This window comes from Brevundimonas bullata (genome assembly GCF_003350205.1).
Classification (GTDB): Bacteria; Pseudomonadota; Alphaproteobacteria; order Caulobacterales; family Caulobacteraceae; genus Brevundimonas; species Brevundimonas bullata.
In genome coordinates this window covers 1-14696 of sequence record NZ_QLLC01000017.1, presented here as the reverse complement: position 1 = coordinate 14696, position 14696 = coordinate 1, and the positions used below count along the sequence as shown (strand labels likewise).

The 14696-nt window shown below is 66.1% G+C and carries 10 protein-coding genes and 1 tRNA gene; 7 read left to right on the top strand and 4 right to left on the bottom strand.

Annotated elements, in window-relative coordinates:
• The first annotated feature begins 44 nt into the window (after positions 1-44).
• Together DXK21_RS09680 and DXK21_RS09675 are read left to right on the top strand one after the other, a co-directional pair.
• A complete protein-coding gene (locus tag DXK21_RS09680) occupies positions 45-2708 on the top strand; it encodes an AAA family ATPase (protein ID WP_114817581.1) in 2664 nt (887 codons plus the stop codon).
• Positions 2709-3184: 476 nt separating this feature from the next.
• On the top strand, positions 3185-5518 hold the full coding sequence (locus tag DXK21_RS09675) for a Z1 domain-containing protein (RefSeq protein ID WP_114817580.1): 2334 nt from the start codon (positions 3185-3187) through the stop codon (positions 5516-5518).
• 83 nt (positions 5519-5601) lie between these two features.
• Here DXK21_RS09675 and DXK21_RS09670 read toward each other — a convergent pair whose 3' ends face one another.
• From DXK21_RS09670 to DXK21_RS09660, 3 genes are all read right to left on the bottom strand, one after another.
• A complete protein-coding gene (locus DXK21_RS09670; RefSeq protein ID WP_114817579.1) occupies positions 5602-8169 on the bottom strand; it encodes a S8 family peptidase in 2568 nt (855 codons plus the stop codon).
• Between the two features lie 56 nt (positions 8170-8225).
• A complete protein-coding gene (locus DXK21_RS09665; protein WP_114817578.1) occupies positions 8226-9218 on the bottom strand; it encodes an AAA family ATPase in 993 nt (330 codons plus the stop codon).
• Positions 9219-9486: 268 nt separating this feature from the next.
• Entirely contained in the window at positions 9487-9810 is a 324-nt protein-coding gene (locus tag DXK21_RS09660) for a helix-turn-helix domain-containing protein (protein WP_114817635.1), read from the bottom strand.
• A 486-nt stretch (positions 9811-10296) separates the two neighbouring features.
• Here DXK21_RS09660 and DXK21_RS17130 point away from each other — a divergent pair, with 486 nt between their 5' ends.
• The 3 genes from DXK21_RS17130 (at position 10297) to DXK21_RS09640 (ending at position 12767) form a co-directional block, all read left to right on the top strand.
• Complete coding sequence (locus DXK21_RS17130; RefSeq protein WP_376856796.1) at positions 10297-10608, top strand: sigma-70 family RNA polymerase sigma factor; 312 nt, start codon at positions 10297-10299, stop codon at positions 10606-10608.
• Positions 10609-10787: 179 nt separating this feature from the next.
• Complete coding sequence (locus tag DXK21_RS09645) at positions 10788-11087, top strand: hypothetical protein (protein ID WP_114817575.1); 300 nt, start codon at positions 10788-10790, stop codon at positions 11085-11087.
• Between the two features lie 12 nt (positions 11088-11099).
• Positions 11100-12767: a recombinase family protein gene (locus DXK21_RS09640; RefSeq protein ID WP_114817574.1), complete on the top strand. Its 1668-nt coding sequence runs from the start codon at positions 11100-11102 to the stop codon at positions 12765-12767.
• Here the strand turns inward: DXK21_RS09640 and DXK21_RS09635 are convergent.
• Positions 12738-12814, bottom strand: a tRNA-Arg gene (locus DXK21_RS09635). The genes DXK21_RS09640 and DXK21_RS09635 overlap by 30 nt on opposite strands.
• A gap of 149 nt (positions 12815-12963) precedes the next feature.
• On the opposite strand from DXK21_RS09635, the gene DXK21_RS09630 reads away from it, so the two are divergent.
• Positions 12964-14247, top strand: coding sequence for a hypothetical protein (locus tag DXK21_RS09630; RefSeq protein WP_114817573.1), 1284 nt, complete (start codon positions 12964-12966; stop codon positions 14245-14247).
• Between the two features lie 66 nt (positions 14248-14313).
• Positions 14314-14634, top strand: coding sequence for a hypothetical protein (locus DXK21_RS09625; RefSeq protein ID WP_114817572.1), 321 nt, complete (start codon positions 14314-14316; stop codon positions 14632-14634).
• Positions 14635-14696 lie beyond the last annotated feature (62 nt).

The window sequence follows — 14696 nt, the reverse complement described above, 5'->3', positions numbered from 1 at the left end:
GGACCTCACTCGGGTCCTCACCCCTTTGACGATGACCGCGCCCCATGCCCCAACTGATTGAGGATGCCGATGTAGACGTTCTCGAGCCCCGCCAACTCGTGCGGATCAGCGCCCTGCACAGGGGCTTTCTCTACCAGCACCTCTATGCGGCCGCCTGCGTGCTCAACATGGCCAACTCCGGTGCCACGGCCGTGGTGATGGAGCGCGACGAGGACGTTGAACTCGTACAGGCGACGGGCCGCCTCTACATCCAGGTCAAGACGCGCTCCGCCCCCCTCGCCTCCGGGGATGTCGACGGCGCGCTCGCGCGGTTCGCCGACCTGCGCGACGCCCATGCCCGCGGTGATCGTCCGGGCGCGCCGCGGTTCCTAATTGTCAGCAACGTCGCGCCGAACGGACCGCTGGCCGAGGCCCTCGCCGCCGCCGACTGGCCGGCCGACGTGCAGATCGCTTGGCCGGGGCAGTCCAGCGATCTGCCCGTGCCCGACGCCTGGCCGGACCTGGAGGCGGGGCTGGCCGCCTGCCAGGCGGCCGCGGCCGGCGTGGCCTTCGCCGGACTGCCGCCTGAGGCCCTGGTCTGGAAACTGGCGGCCGTCGCCCAGTACGCCGCCACCGGGGCGGGCGACCGTCGCGTGACGGTCGATCAGCTCCCCGCCCTCTATGAGCAGTTCGTCGTTCAGCTGCAGACGTTCCCGCAACCGCCCCAGCCTTACCGGCCGCAGCCGGACGAGCCGCGCCTGGACGACGGCGACCGTCTGCGGCTGCTGACGGGGTTCTCCGGCGCAGGCAAGACGGCCTGGGCCTCACACGCGGCCCGTCATTCGGCGGCGCCGCTGGCCTATTTCGACGTCGGCGACCTGCCGGCGGCGGCGGTGGCCAACAGCCTCGGCCGCGAGCTCGCGGCCCGATTTCTGACTCAGCCCGAAAGCGCCCGGGCAATCGCGGCATTGCCGGAGGCGTTCGGTCTGGACCTGTTCAGGCATCTGGCCGCCCTGTTGGCCCAACAGAACATTCCGGTCGTGGTCGTGCTCGACAATGTCCAACGGATGGATGTCGGCGCGCTGCGCCAGTTGCTGACGGCGGCGCCCGCGCTCCGGTTCGTGATGATCGCCCAGCCCTGGCCAGGCACCGACGAGCTCGCCCTCCTGTTGCCGATCCAGCGGCAAGAACTCGCCGGCTGGAGCGCTGACACGATCGCGGCCGAGTTCGATGCGGCCGGCGCACGGGTTGATGCGGCCACCATCACGCGACTGGTCCGCCTGACGTCGGCCCTGCCCTTGCTGATCCAGAGCGCCGCGCGCCTGGCGGTCGATCACTACAGCGGCGATGCGGCCGCGTTCTGCGCGGCGGTCGAGGCCAGCGATCAGGCCGTCGAGACCGCCCCCGAGATCATCCTGCGACGGGCCTTCGAAGACCTGGGCGAGGCGGAACAACTGGTCGCCTCCGCCTTGAGCCTGCTGGACGCGCCCCTGACGCGAGAGGAGGTGAAAGCGTGGGCCGGCGCCCAGCTCGGGGAGCCGGCGCGTGTCCAGCCGGCGGTCAAATCGCTCATTCGCGCGGGCCTGGTGCAGATCGTCGGCGGAGACGGCGTGCGGCTGCACGATGCATTCCGCATCCCGGCCGCCGCCGCACTCGCCCAGACCCCGGCGGTCGAGCAGACGTTGCTCGAAAGCCTGCGCGACCTGATCGGCGAGTCCCTCGTCGGGACCGCCCGGTTCGGGCGCTTCGCGGTCTGGATGCGGCTGCTGGCCCGCACCGGCCAGATCGACACCCTCGTCGATCTGGCGACCTTCGAGATGTTCCACGAGCGCGGCGATCCGGTCGAGCTCTACGCCGTCCTCGAAACCTATGCCGCGACGGTGGAGGACCCGGAAGAACGGTTCTGGGCGCTCGACGCCCTGGCCTTCTGGGACCAGCGCTATGAGCGCTGGGAGACCTTCGCAACCCGGGTCGCCGCCATCGAACCGATCCTCGCCTCCGGCGTCCTCGGCAAGGTCGCGACCCTGGCTGCGGTGATGAAGGTCATGGCCGCACAGGGCGAGGCCGGCAACATGAAGGCCGTGCGCGCCGCCTACGACCGCGCCGCCCGCCTGCCGGACCTGACCGAGGTGCAGACCCTGGTCCTCAACTACAACCTCGCCTTCTCCCAATTGAAGGCGAAGCGACCGGGCGACGCGGCCAAGACCGTCGGCGGCGTGATCCGTGGCTATTACCGGCGCCTCGGCCTGAGCGAGGCCCGGATCCTCGGCCTGAACCCGCCTGATATCCTCGCTTTGATCACACCCTACGAGGATATGGACGACGATTTCCGCCATATCGGCGATGCGCTGGATCTGGAGTGTCATGCCCTCGAAGCGCTACGGCGGCTCCAGCCGTTGCATCGAATGTTCGCACTGAAGTTCTATGTTCTGGGTAACGCTCACAGGTCCTACATGAAGACGGCGCTGCAGTTCGTCGACGACATGCGCGAAATGGGCCAGCACGGCCAGGCGCGTCAGTTTATGGAAGGGATGGTTCTGCCGAACTTGCCGGCCGTTGCGAATATGGTCGTGCCAGTTCGCCGGATGTATGCCCTGCTTCTGGCGGAGACCGGCGATGCCACCGCCGGCCTGGCCGAGATGGCGACCCTCGGCGCTTACGACATGCCCGATTACGAGCGCAGCCTGTTTGAGGCGCAATGGGCCATGATGCGGCTAACAGCGAGCTGACGCCCCTGCGTAGCGGCCAACGCCCGAGTTTCCACGAGAGCCGTAGCTTTATCGCGGCACGCGCCGTCGATCACGACCTTGATGGTCATGCTCGCCCCAACAGACTCGTCGCCAAAAGTAGACAGTCCCAAAGTCATCTGAGATTCAGACCTCAGAATTCGGAGGTTGACCGACGCCATGCCCGAAAGCGGACGTCGCCAAAGCCCGAGTTGAGCCCAAAGCGATCGTAGTTTACCGGACTTCTTCGCATCCGACCGAGGCCTGTCGAAGGTGCGCCGGCTCGGACGAAGCCGAGAACTATTCCACAGCGGTCGCGGTGGCCGGCTGATGTCCGGTCAGCGCCATAAGATGTCATTGGGCACCTGCCGGAAACTGGCCTATCTGGGTACCCAAGCGACGAGTTGATCACGATCACGACTGTTGACTCCTGCGCTGTGTGCGACGTACACACTGTGTACAAACCACACAGGTGATAAATGGAACACGATCTGGTCGGCATCAACGAAATCGCCGCTTTGGCCGGCGTGACCAGCCAAGCAGTCACCAATTGGCGGGCGCGCTCATCTGACTTCCCGTCGCCGCTGGCCGAGTTGGCTTCGGGGCCGGTCTTCCGAAAGCCTCAGATCCGCGCTTGGTTGAAGCGCAACAACCGTAAACTCGGCGAGATGGACGAGGGCTCGAACTTCTATCCACGCCTGAAGAGCCAGCGGAACGATGACGAGGGCCTCGCCGCTTGCATCGATCGGATCGTCACCCGCCTTGAAGCCAACGGCACCAGTGGGCGCAGCCCGGGAATGCTGCTGGGGAAGATCCAGTCCGGAAAGACGCGCGCCTTTGTCGGAGTGATCGCCAAGGCGTTCGACCGCGGCTTTGACATCGCCCTGGTGCTGACTAAGGGGACCAAAACCCTATCAGCCCAGACGGTCAGGCGGTTGAGCTCCGATTTCAAGGAGTTCATCGCCGATGATGAGATCATGGTGCTCGACATCATGAACCTCCCTACGCTTAAGCGCGGAGAGCTGCGCCGCAAGATCGTCGTTGTCGCCAAGAAGCAGGCCAAGAATCTGGAGCGCCTGATCAACTTCATGCAGTCCAACCAGGGCCTGCAGAACCGCAAGGTCCTGCTGATTGACGACGAGGCCGACCTGGCCAGCGTGCGCTTCGTCCGTGACAAGGGAACCGGCGCGATCGCTCAAGGCACGATCGCGGGGCAGATCGACGAGCTGCGCGGGATGTCCAACGGCATCGCCTTCCTGCAGGTCACCGCCACGCCCTATTCGCTCTATTTGCAGCCCGAGGATTACGAGGAGACGGCGAGCGGCGAGAGCTACGTGTTCACGCCCAAGCGGCCGGCGTTCACCGAGCCCTTGCCGATCCATGGCGGTTATGTCGGTGGCGACGACTATTTCGGCGCTTTCGACGATGACGACCCGCGGTCCAAGCTGATCGTCGAGGTTACCGACCAGGAGCAAGACTCGCTGCGTAAGGCCGACAAGCGCCGCATTAGCCAGAGCACCGTGCTCGATACGCCCAACACCACGGGCCTGCGCCGCGCCATCACCACCTTCGTGGTGGCCGTGGGTGTGCGGCAGTGGCAGCAGCGGGAGGCCGGTCTGCGGCCAACCAAGTACGCCATGGTCATCCACAACGATATCCAGCGGGCGGCGCACGCCTGGCAGGATCAGGTGATCGACTGGATCTTCAGTGCCATCATCGAGGCGGCGGAGAGCGCCCCCGACGCGCTGCGGCCAATGTTCGATCAAGCATATGACGACCTGCAGGCCTCGGTCACCGCCGACAAGGGCAAGATGCCGCCCCGCGACGACGCTTTCGACGCATTCATCGACGCCCTGCAGAGTGACGAGGTCGTCGTCGAGAAGGTGAACTCCGACAACGACGTCATGAAGCTGCTCGATGACAACGCCGAGCTGAAGCTGCGCACGCCCTACAACATATGGGTCGGCGGTAACATTCTGGATCGTGGGATCACGATCCCGAACCTCATTGCCTTCTACTACGGGCGGAACCCCCGGACGATGCAGGCCGATACGGTGCTGCAGCACTCGCGCATGTACGGGAACCGCAATCGGCAGGACCTGGCGGTGACGCGCTTCTACACCTCGCGGGCGGTCTACGACCGGCTCTACACGATAAACGCCTTGGAAAACGCGCTCCGCACGGCCTTCGACGAGAAGAAGGAAGACGCCGGCGTTGTCTTCATCCAGTCCGACCCTACCGGCCGGGTGCGCCCCTGCGCGCCGAACAAGGTGATGCTGAGTGAGATGGTGTCGGTCTCTCCGTCAAGCCTGCTGTTGCCGACCGATTTTCAGACCCGTGGCGGCAACGCCATGGCGGTTGTTCAGGCCAAGCTGGAGAAGCTGATCAATCCCGCTTGGCGAGACACCGGCGAGTTCGTCGAGGTCGAGCGCAAGATGGCTTTGGAAATTATCGCCGCCATCGAGAACAGCATGGAATTCGACACTGTTGAATTCGAGTGGGACGCCATGCGCGCCCTGATCGACTACTACTCGGACGCCAAGCACGGCGGCGACGGCAAGATCGCCCTGATCGCCGAAACCGGCCGCCGGCTGAACCGGGAAAAGTCGGGCGACAAATCCGGCCGGTCGATCGTCGGTACGGTGCTGAGGCGCAAGCTCCTCGATGAGCCCCGCAGCAAGCCAGTGCTGGCCTTGCTGCAGCAGCAGGGCGGTCGGGATCTCGGATGGACCGCGCACCCGTTCTGGTGGCCGGTCTTCGCGCCGCCGACCGACGCCGAACCCTGCGTCTTCGCGACCAAGGCGGCCAAATAGGCAGGGGCTTACGGGTTCGTCGAGGAGGACAAATCAACGTCGCCGAGCGGATGCGCCCCCGGCCTGAGCCGCGGCGTTCGATCTCAGCCGAGCAGGATCTCGATGTCCTTGTCGATCACCAGGGCCTGGGACTCACTGTAGAGATCGACCTCCGACGACGGGGCCGAGATGGACAGGGCCAGGGCGTAACGCCCCCGGTCGCTGCGCCGCCGCTGGCCGAGGTGCGACTTCCACCAGCCGCCCACGGGATGAACCGCGATCAGGTCGTGGTTGACCAGATCGGACGCTTTGCCGCGCCAGAGGTCGCAGTGCAGGGATCCGGCCTGAACCGCCTTGGGCCCCAGCAGCCAGAAAGACCGCTCGCCTTGAGCGTCCGCGTCTTCGTCGCCGGCCTCTAGCGCGGCCACCTGTGCCTCGTTCTGCAGACGGCTGAGCCGTCCTTTGAACTCAAGATCCGTCTCGGTTCGCTTCTTCAGTGCAAACCGCAAGCCGTAGGAACGGTAGGTTTCGGGACGGGTGGCCGCCTTGCCGCTCAGATTGGGTTCGATGAAGTACGAGAGGGTGACCCGCATCGTCACCGGCTGGTCCCCGAGGGCGCGTAGGGCCTCGACCGGCCAAGGCAGGTCGTAGAAATGCACCTCGTTGAAGACCGCCCCCTGATCGTTGGCTCCGGCCGCATATGGCTGGATTTCGGCCTGGGCCAGGAGCGTCAGATCATTGCGGGCCGACCGCGTCGCGATGTCGAGATCCGGGACGCCATAACCGACCCGGCGCAGCAGTCGCTGGATATCGGCCTTGCTCAGCCGCGTCCGCCAGCTGGCCCCCGTGCCGATGAGCTGCCGACGAATGGGCTCGGGCCAGCGGGCGCTGTGCACCATCAACGCCCGATAGGTCTCCGGCCACAGACCGGGCAGCTCGGCCTTCAGCCGACCCAGGAAATGCCCGCCGACCGCGACGGCCGCGCTCGTGGCCCAGAAGGAGGATAGAGGTTCGCTCTCTACATCCCGGCCGGCGGCCAGCAGGGACAAGGCCGGATGCAGGTCGCACCAGTTCGCCGCATCCACGGTCATGTTGCCAGCTTCGAACATCACCTCCGGCTTCATCGGCAGCAGGTCGGTCGGCAAGCCCACTGTGTCGGCGCTGTAGGGGCTGACCGTATTGGCCGCCGCGACCGGACGCAGCCGTGCGGCTCCAGGCTCGACGGTCGTCTTGGCGGTCACCCCGCCCACGGTCAGAGCGTTCCAGGCCTGGGCCGGATCCTCGATGCGGGCACCGGCCTCGATCTCCTCCAGCGATCCGCCGATGACGTTGCCGGCGGCGACCAGCATCAGCCGTTTGGGGGTCTGGGCGGCGGCCATGCCCCGTGCGCGCTCGCCGCTCATCGCGCCGGCGGCGGCCTGGTCGATCGCGCCGCTCCAGCTGGAAGGACGGGTCGGCGGGTGTCGCGCGGTGGAGGACGCCAGGCAGAAGGACCGCTCGATCCCGGGCCGGTCGATCTCGATCACGGAAATGGCGGACTGGGTCACCGCGCCATAGCTGTGGACATCGGTCTGCACCGCCCCCCGCGGGGCGAGGAGTTTGACGGATTCGACCGCATGGCCGAGCTGGACCACGCGCAGATCGTTCAGCGGTGCCTCCAGATCGCCGAACAGGGCCAGGCTCGCCAGGCCGGTCCCGTGCCCCGTGTCGTCGGCGTGGTCGTCCGTTCCCCAGTCCGCGTTGATCGTCGTGGCGTGGGCCAGGCCAGGCGCCACCAGCGGATGGGCGGCGGAGACGCCGGTGTCGAGAATGCAGATGGCTGGCGCGTCCGGCGCCGGAGCCCGGATGCGCCCGCCGAACTCGGCCACGAAGTCGTGCTGGTTCACAGCGTTGGTCGCCAAGGTCAAGAAGGGCTCGATCGTGCCGACCGACCTCCGGACCTCGGCGACGGCTCCGGGCATGCGGTTGAGCAGGCCGCGCAGGGTGGCTGCGGCGGCATGGACAAAGGCCACCTCGACGTCGGGAAAGATCAGGGTGTCCGCATGAACCTCGAACCCGGCGGCGCGCGCCTGCACGCGCACACCTTCGGCCTTGCCCTCGCGCACCCACAACTCCCACCAGTGAGGCTGCGGGTCGTTCGAGTCGTGATCGCCCGCAAACAGGTCCTCCGCGCTGGCGGCGGCGAAGGTCTCGATCCGCTCGAACTGATCCACATACGGCCGTTCGCGGTTACCGAGCTCCCGGGCGCCATAGGCGGTGATCCTCTGCTGCAGGGCCGGGCGGGCGGCGTCGGGCACGAAGACGACAGCCACTTCGGATCGGTCATCGCGTCGACTGGTGCGCAGGACGATAAGGTCCTGGGCCGGAAGCTCGAAGGTGGCCGGGACCTTGGCCGGGCCCTGACGATCGGACTGGGGCGCGCGGGTCTCCACCGAGACGATAGCGCCCGGTCGTAATCCATCCAGCACGAGGCGGGGATCGGCACCTTGGACCGGCAGGGCGGGCAAGGCGGCCGCCAGTTGGCCCAGCAACTGCCGGCCGTGCGCGAAATAGTCGTCGCGCTGAGGCGTGCGCGTCTGGCGGCGCGCAGGATAGGTGTAGGGACCCGCCTCGCGAAAGGCGTCGATCGTCAGATGGGCCAGGGTGTGGCGGCTGAAGTCTTCGAGAGCCATCGGCTTTCCGGCGGTGATGATTCGTTGATCATCACCGGTTGCATCGATTGCGCAATCTAGGAATGGAAGCGAGCGCTGACCGCGCGGCGCTCCTGCAGCACCGTGCGCACCAGATCGAGCGACACCTTGCTTTGGCCGTCGAGGATGGCGTCCTTCACCGCGGCGTCGGCGGCCAGGACGACGTCGGCCTGGCTGAGGCCTTCGAGGTCGGGCGCAAGCGCCTTGAGCGCCCGGGCGTCGAGCTTGAACTTCTTCAGCCGGGTCGAGAGCAGGGTCTTGGCCTCAGCGACGCTCGGCAGGCCGTATTCGACCACCTCGTCGAACCGCCGCGCCAAGGCCCGGTCGAGGATTTCGACATGGTTGGTCGCGGCAATTATGACGCTGTCGGTCTGATTGGGCTCTTCCATGAAGGCCAACACCGAGTTCAGCACCCGGCGCATCTCGCCGACGTCATTGGGATCGCCGCGGCGGGCTCCGATGGCGTCGAACTCGTCGAGCAGATAGACGCCCCGGGTCTGCGCGGCCTGGTCGAAGATCAGTCGGATCTTGGCAGCAGTCTCGCCCATGTAGCGACTGAAGACGGCCTCCAGCTTCACGGTGAATAGAGGGAGCTTCAGCTCCCCGGCCAAGGCGGCCGAGGTCATCGTCTTGCCGGTACCGGGCGGGCCGATCAGCAGCAGATGTGTGGACGGGCGCTGGCCATGGTCGCGCAGGGCGGCGCGCTCCCGCTGCTGTCTCACGAGACGCTGGAGCCGGGCCTCCATCTCGGACGAAAGGACCATACTGGCCAGGGTGGTGCGCGGATAGCTGCTGATGATCAGCGACTGCAGCTCGCCCCGGGGGCGGGCCAGGGGAATGGGGGCGGCGGTCGCGCCGGCCTTCGGAGTGGCGGAGCGGAGAGCTTGGACGGCCTCCTTCAGGGCAGCGGCGTCCTGGGGACGGCCCGCCCTGGCCTCCGCGGCGGCGGCGGCTAGGGCGACCGATAACAGCCGTTCCTCATCCCCGGCGGCGTGGGAATCGAGAAGGTCGAGGATGTGTTGAACCGACATGCGCCTTTCCTCCCTCCCGTTGATCCTACCGACTCGGGATTTAACCAAGTCTTCCCGTTTCGGGCGAGCGCTCCGGCAGCCCGCTTAGCACTTCTTGCGTCCTCGTCGCGGCGGAAGTCGGACCTCGCGATAAGAATCTTCGCAAACCCTCGCCAATAGCGGTGAGAACAAATTAGCAACATTGTTAGAGTAATGTCACTGGGATGTTCCCGTGGACGTTTGGCATAATGCCGCCTCGGCGTGAGCTGTGCCGATCGCTGCGCCTTCTCTAGGGTGCTTCCGTTGGAGCACTCCGCTCCGTATGAGCCCTCAATCGAACGCCTGGCCCGCCCGTTGAATCAGCCGGAATGAAGATCACGCCAGAGGCTTCAAGGCACCTCTGCACCTTGTCTAACGTGCGAGACTGCATGTCCCCTCGCCCGGATTCGAAACGCTGGATTGTGGACGGGGCGACGCCAGCCGATTCAGCGAGTTCTCTAACTCCGAGTCCTACCGCGGTTCGGGCCAGCTTGACTTGCAAAGGTGTGATAGTCGGCACGACGTGCTCCTTTATGAGTACACCGTGTTGACTTAGTCGGGTCGGTGTGATCATCTTCACGCACCTTGTGCCGAAACGCCAGCCGACACCGTCCGGCTGCATGCCGCGCCGTCGCTACGGAGGTCTGCGCATGCCAACCCCTCAGCGTGTCTTACTCCGGTCACGACGGTGGCGGCGGCGTCCGCCACAGCGCCGACTGGCTATCGCCTTCGCCCGTAACGCCCGAGGCTTCCACGCGATGGCTTGGACAGACGATGACCGCGTAGGCGCCCAGTCGGCCTATCACTCCGCCATCGCTATTGAGCTTGGCCTCAAAGCCTATCTCCTGCATCGCGGCTTCTCTGACGACTGGACACGCGTCTGGCTCCGGCACGATCTGAGCAAGGCGCTCCGCTGCGTCAGAATGCTGAGATTTGAGGGCGTCCCTGACGGCGTTGGCAAACTCGCTGCGGTGCTCGGCCCACTTTATAGCTCAGGGGCCCTGCGTACCGGCATAAAGCCAAAGCTCCCGCTTCCACCCGAAATCGCCGATCAAGCCATCTGCGACCTTCTCAGCGCGGTCGAGGCCGCGATAGGCATTGGGGGCGGGACCGATCAATGAGCCTACCGCCATCGGAGTCCCACGGCGAAGAGCACGAGCGCCGGGTTCTTGCTCGGGCAATCCGCCGCCTCCCTCGCCGCTGCCGGAATGTCTTCGTCCTCCATCGCTTCGTTGGAATGCCGCTAGAACAGATCGCCGACCACTTGGGCGTCGAGAAGAGAGCCGCCGAAACGCGTCTGGCGGAGGCGCTTGTCCGGCTGACCCGCGCCGTCGATGAGGCGGCCGGTAGTGGTCCTCCGAAACGCAAATGAGGGTCTAGGGCAGGATAGGCTTTGCGCCGGCATTGTCTGACAAGCTTGGCCTTATCGACCCTCATCTTCGGAGTGGGGAGCAGCGCCGTCCGCCCGCTTCAACCCCGCTCCGCGCCCTGCGGGCTGCGGCTGGCGCCGCAGGCGTTGACCCGGTCAGCCGCCGCCGCTGAGGGCTCGGCATGGATCGATGGATCGATCCGCTTTTCGAGAAAGCGGCGGCCGCAGATTTGCGAGGGAGAGGTTACGAGTATGCGCGTCGTCCTACAGCGAACAGCTTGGCGGGCATGTATGTCCAGCCGTCATCAGAACCGGAGGCGCATCGCCGCCGGACTCCGCAAGTCCGGCCAGTTGGCGTACAATCGGCCGTCCGCGTCACCGACACCTGGCTTGATGATCTTCCGATCACGCCGGCCGAGCTTCTGGCGGTGGAGGCGTGGCTTGGCGAGGTGCTCGACGAGGTTCTGGGGCCGCGCCTCTGAAAGGAGCCGGACATGAGCAGTGCGACCATTACCCCAGGCGTTCAGACCCGAGCGGCCTTGTACCTACGCGTCTCGACCGGGCGGCAAGCCGTCAACGACCTGTCGATCCCCGACCAGCGCCGCCAGCTTGAAGCCTATTGCGAGACCAAGGGGTGGGAGGCGACGGCGGAATATGTCGAGCCGGGCAACACCGCCACCGACGACCGTCGCCCCTCGTTCCAGTCCATGATCGAGGCTGCGCTGACCAAGCCGCCCGCCTTCGATGTGATCGTGGTGCACAGCTTCTCGCGGTTCTTCCGCGATCAGTTCCAGTTCGAGTTCTACGTCCGGAAGCTCGCGAAGAACGGCGTGCGTCTGGTCTCGATCACCCAGGAGCTGGGCGACGATCCCATGAGCGTGATGATGCGCCAGATCATGACGCTCTTCGACGAGTATCAGTCGCGCGAAAACGCCAAGCACACTCTGCGGGCCATGAAGGAGAATGCTCGTCAGGGATTCTGGAACGGTGCGCGTGCGCCCATCGGCTACCGCATCGTTGCTGCCGAGCAGCGCGGGGCGAAGATCAAGAAGACGCTGGAGATCGACCCCCTTCAGGCCGAAACAGTCCGCACCATCTATCGCTGGGCGCTGACCGGTGACGGTGCCCAGGGGCCGATGGGTCTGAAGACAATCGCCACGCGGCTTAACGATCAAAACGTCCGCACCCGTGACGGCGGGCGTTGGGGCATCAGCGCCGTCCATCAGATCCTGACCCGTACGACCTACATGGGCGAGCACCGGTTCAACACTCGCGACCACAAAACCAAGGCTCATAAGCCGGAGTCGGAACACGCCATCATGGCCGTGCCCGCCATAGTGTCGAAGGCGGACCACGAGGCCGTCAGAGCACGTCTCACGTCCCGGAGCCCTAAGTGGACGCCGCCCCGCGTCTCCACCGGTCCCAACCTGCTCACGGGCATCTGCTTCTGCGGCGCGTGCGGCGGCGCCATGACACTGAGGACTGGAAAGGGTCAGGCGGGCGGCCAGTATCGCTACTACGCCTGTTCGACCAAGGCCCGCATGGGCGGGGCAGGCTGCAAGGGCCTCGCCGTCCCGATGCACAAACTCGATGACGCCATCATCGATCACCTCGAATCTCGATTGCTCGATCCGGGCCGTCTCGCGGCGCTGATGGAACAGCTTCTGGATCGTCGAGAAGAGTGGGCGGACCAGCGACGCAGCCACATCGCGGAGATGCGCAAGCGCGCCACCGAAGCCGACGCCAAACTCAATCGGCTCTATGAGGCCATTGAGAACGGCCTCTTGGCGCCTGACGACGCCTCGCTGAAGGATCGCGTGGGCGAACTTTCGGGCATCCGGGATCAGGCTCGGGCGGACGCTGAGCGGATCAGCGCATCCGTGGATCGGTTGGCGCCGACGATCACACCGGACGCCCTAAATCGGTTCGCCAGCGCCGCGCGGCGCAAGCTGGGGGATCGGACCAGTGGCTATCGACGGGATCACCTCCGCGCCCTGACCCAGCGAGTGGAGGTCATCAGCAAGACCGAGGCGCGAATCATCGGCTCCCGCACGGAGCTGCTGCGAGCCTTGGCGTCCAGTGGTGGTGGGGATTACGCCGCCAGTGGCGGAGTTCTCAGTTTTAAACCGAAGTGGCGCACCCGACAGGATTCGAACCTGTGACCTCTGCCTTCGGAGGGCAGCACTCTATCCAGCTGAGCTACGGGTGCGTCTGCGGCTCAAGAGCCGGACGGCGGTGCTTACAGCATGGGCTCGGCGGCCTCAATCCCTGAATCTCGGCGGCGACGCCTTCTCTTGAGCCAGACTTGGCGATGCGTGCGCGAACGCCTAGCGTCGGTCCCGGAGAGAGGGAGTTTCCATGCGCCACATGACGATCGCCGCCCTGATGGGCGCCAGCCTGCTGACCGCCTGCGCCACCGCGCCGCAACCGGCGGCGGACAGCCTGGACGCCGTGGCGCGCGACTATGTCGCCCTGACGCTGGAGATCGGCGAGCGCGAGCCCGGCTATGTCGACGCCTATTACGGCCCGGCCGAATGGGCCGAGGCGGCCAAGGCCAGCCCGCGCGCCCTGCCCCAGCTGGCCGAGGGCGCCGCCGCTCTGTCCCGTCGCCTAGTCGCCCTGCCGACGGCGGGCCTGGACGCCGAAAGCCTGCAACGCCGCGCCTATCTGTCGGCCCATGTCTCGGCGGCCTCGGCGCGCCTGCGGATGCTGGCCGGGGAGAAGATGAGCTTCGCCGACGAGGCCGAGGCCCAATTCGGCGTGCGGCCGGAACTGCGGCCCCTGTCGTCCTATGAACCCGTGCTGGCGCGCATCGACGCCTTGGTCCCTGGCGAGGGACCGCTGGCGGACCGGGTCGCGGCGTTCCGCGCCGGCTACGTCATTCCCAAGGACCGGCTGGAGCCGGTGATGCGGGCCGCCATCAACGAGTGCAAGGCGCGCACCGAACGGCGCATGACCCTGCCCGCCCATGAGACCTTCACCCTGGAGTTCGTCAACGACAAGCCGTGGTCGGGCTACAACTGGTACAAGGGGAACGCCTTCAGCCTGATCCAGGTGAACACCGACCTGCCCATCTATATCGACCGCGCCGTCGATCTGGGCTGCCACGAGGGCTATCCCGGCCACCACGTCTATAACGCCCTGCTGGAACAGACCTTTGTGAAACAGAAGGGCTGGGTCGAGATGAGCGTCTACCCCCTGTTCAGCCCCATGTCCTTCATCGCCGAGGGCAGCGCCAACTACGGCATCGACCTGGCCTTCCCCGGCCATGAGCGCACCGATTTCGAGAAGCGCGTCCTCTATCCCCTGGCCGGACTGGACCCGGCGACGGCCGAGGCCCAGACCCAGCTTCTGGCCCTGACCCGCGAGCTGGGCCGGGCCGAATACACCGTGGCCGACACCTATCTGGCCGGGCGCATCGACCGCGAGACGGCGCTGGACCAGCTGCAGAAATACAATCTGATCGCCCGCGACCGCGCGAACCAGCGCCTCAGCTTCATCGAGACCTATCGCAGCTACATCATCAACTACGGTCTGGGCCGCGACATGGTGCAGACCTGGGTCGAGGGTCAGGGCCCGGACCACTGGGCCACGACCGAGCGGCTGCTGGCCAGCCAGACCCTGCCGGTGGATCTGGACTAGGAAACGCAACTCCCTGGGACTGACGGCGTTTACCGCCAAGGTTTATCGCAAGAAGGGGGACATCCCATGCGCACCCGCAAGCTTTCCACTCGTACCTTGGGCATCGCCGCCGCCTCCATCCTGGCCCTGGGCGCCAGCGCCTGCACCCAGGCCGAACAACAGAAGGCCGAGGTCAACGCCGAGGCCGCTGGCGACAAGGCCGCCGATGTCGCCGCCCAGACGGGCGAAGTCGTCGAGTCCGGCGCCATGAAGGCGGCTCAGGCGGTCGAGGACGGCGCCGGCAAGGTCGCCGACAAGCTGGAAGGCAATCAGGCCGAAGCCGCCGCCGAAGGCCGCCCCGGTGCGGTAGACCCATCCACGGACACGCGGGTTCCGGCCAAGAACTGATCTGATCCCTTCTCCCCTTGCGGAACCGTTGCATTACGGCCCAGCTGTTAGCTTGGGGCGGT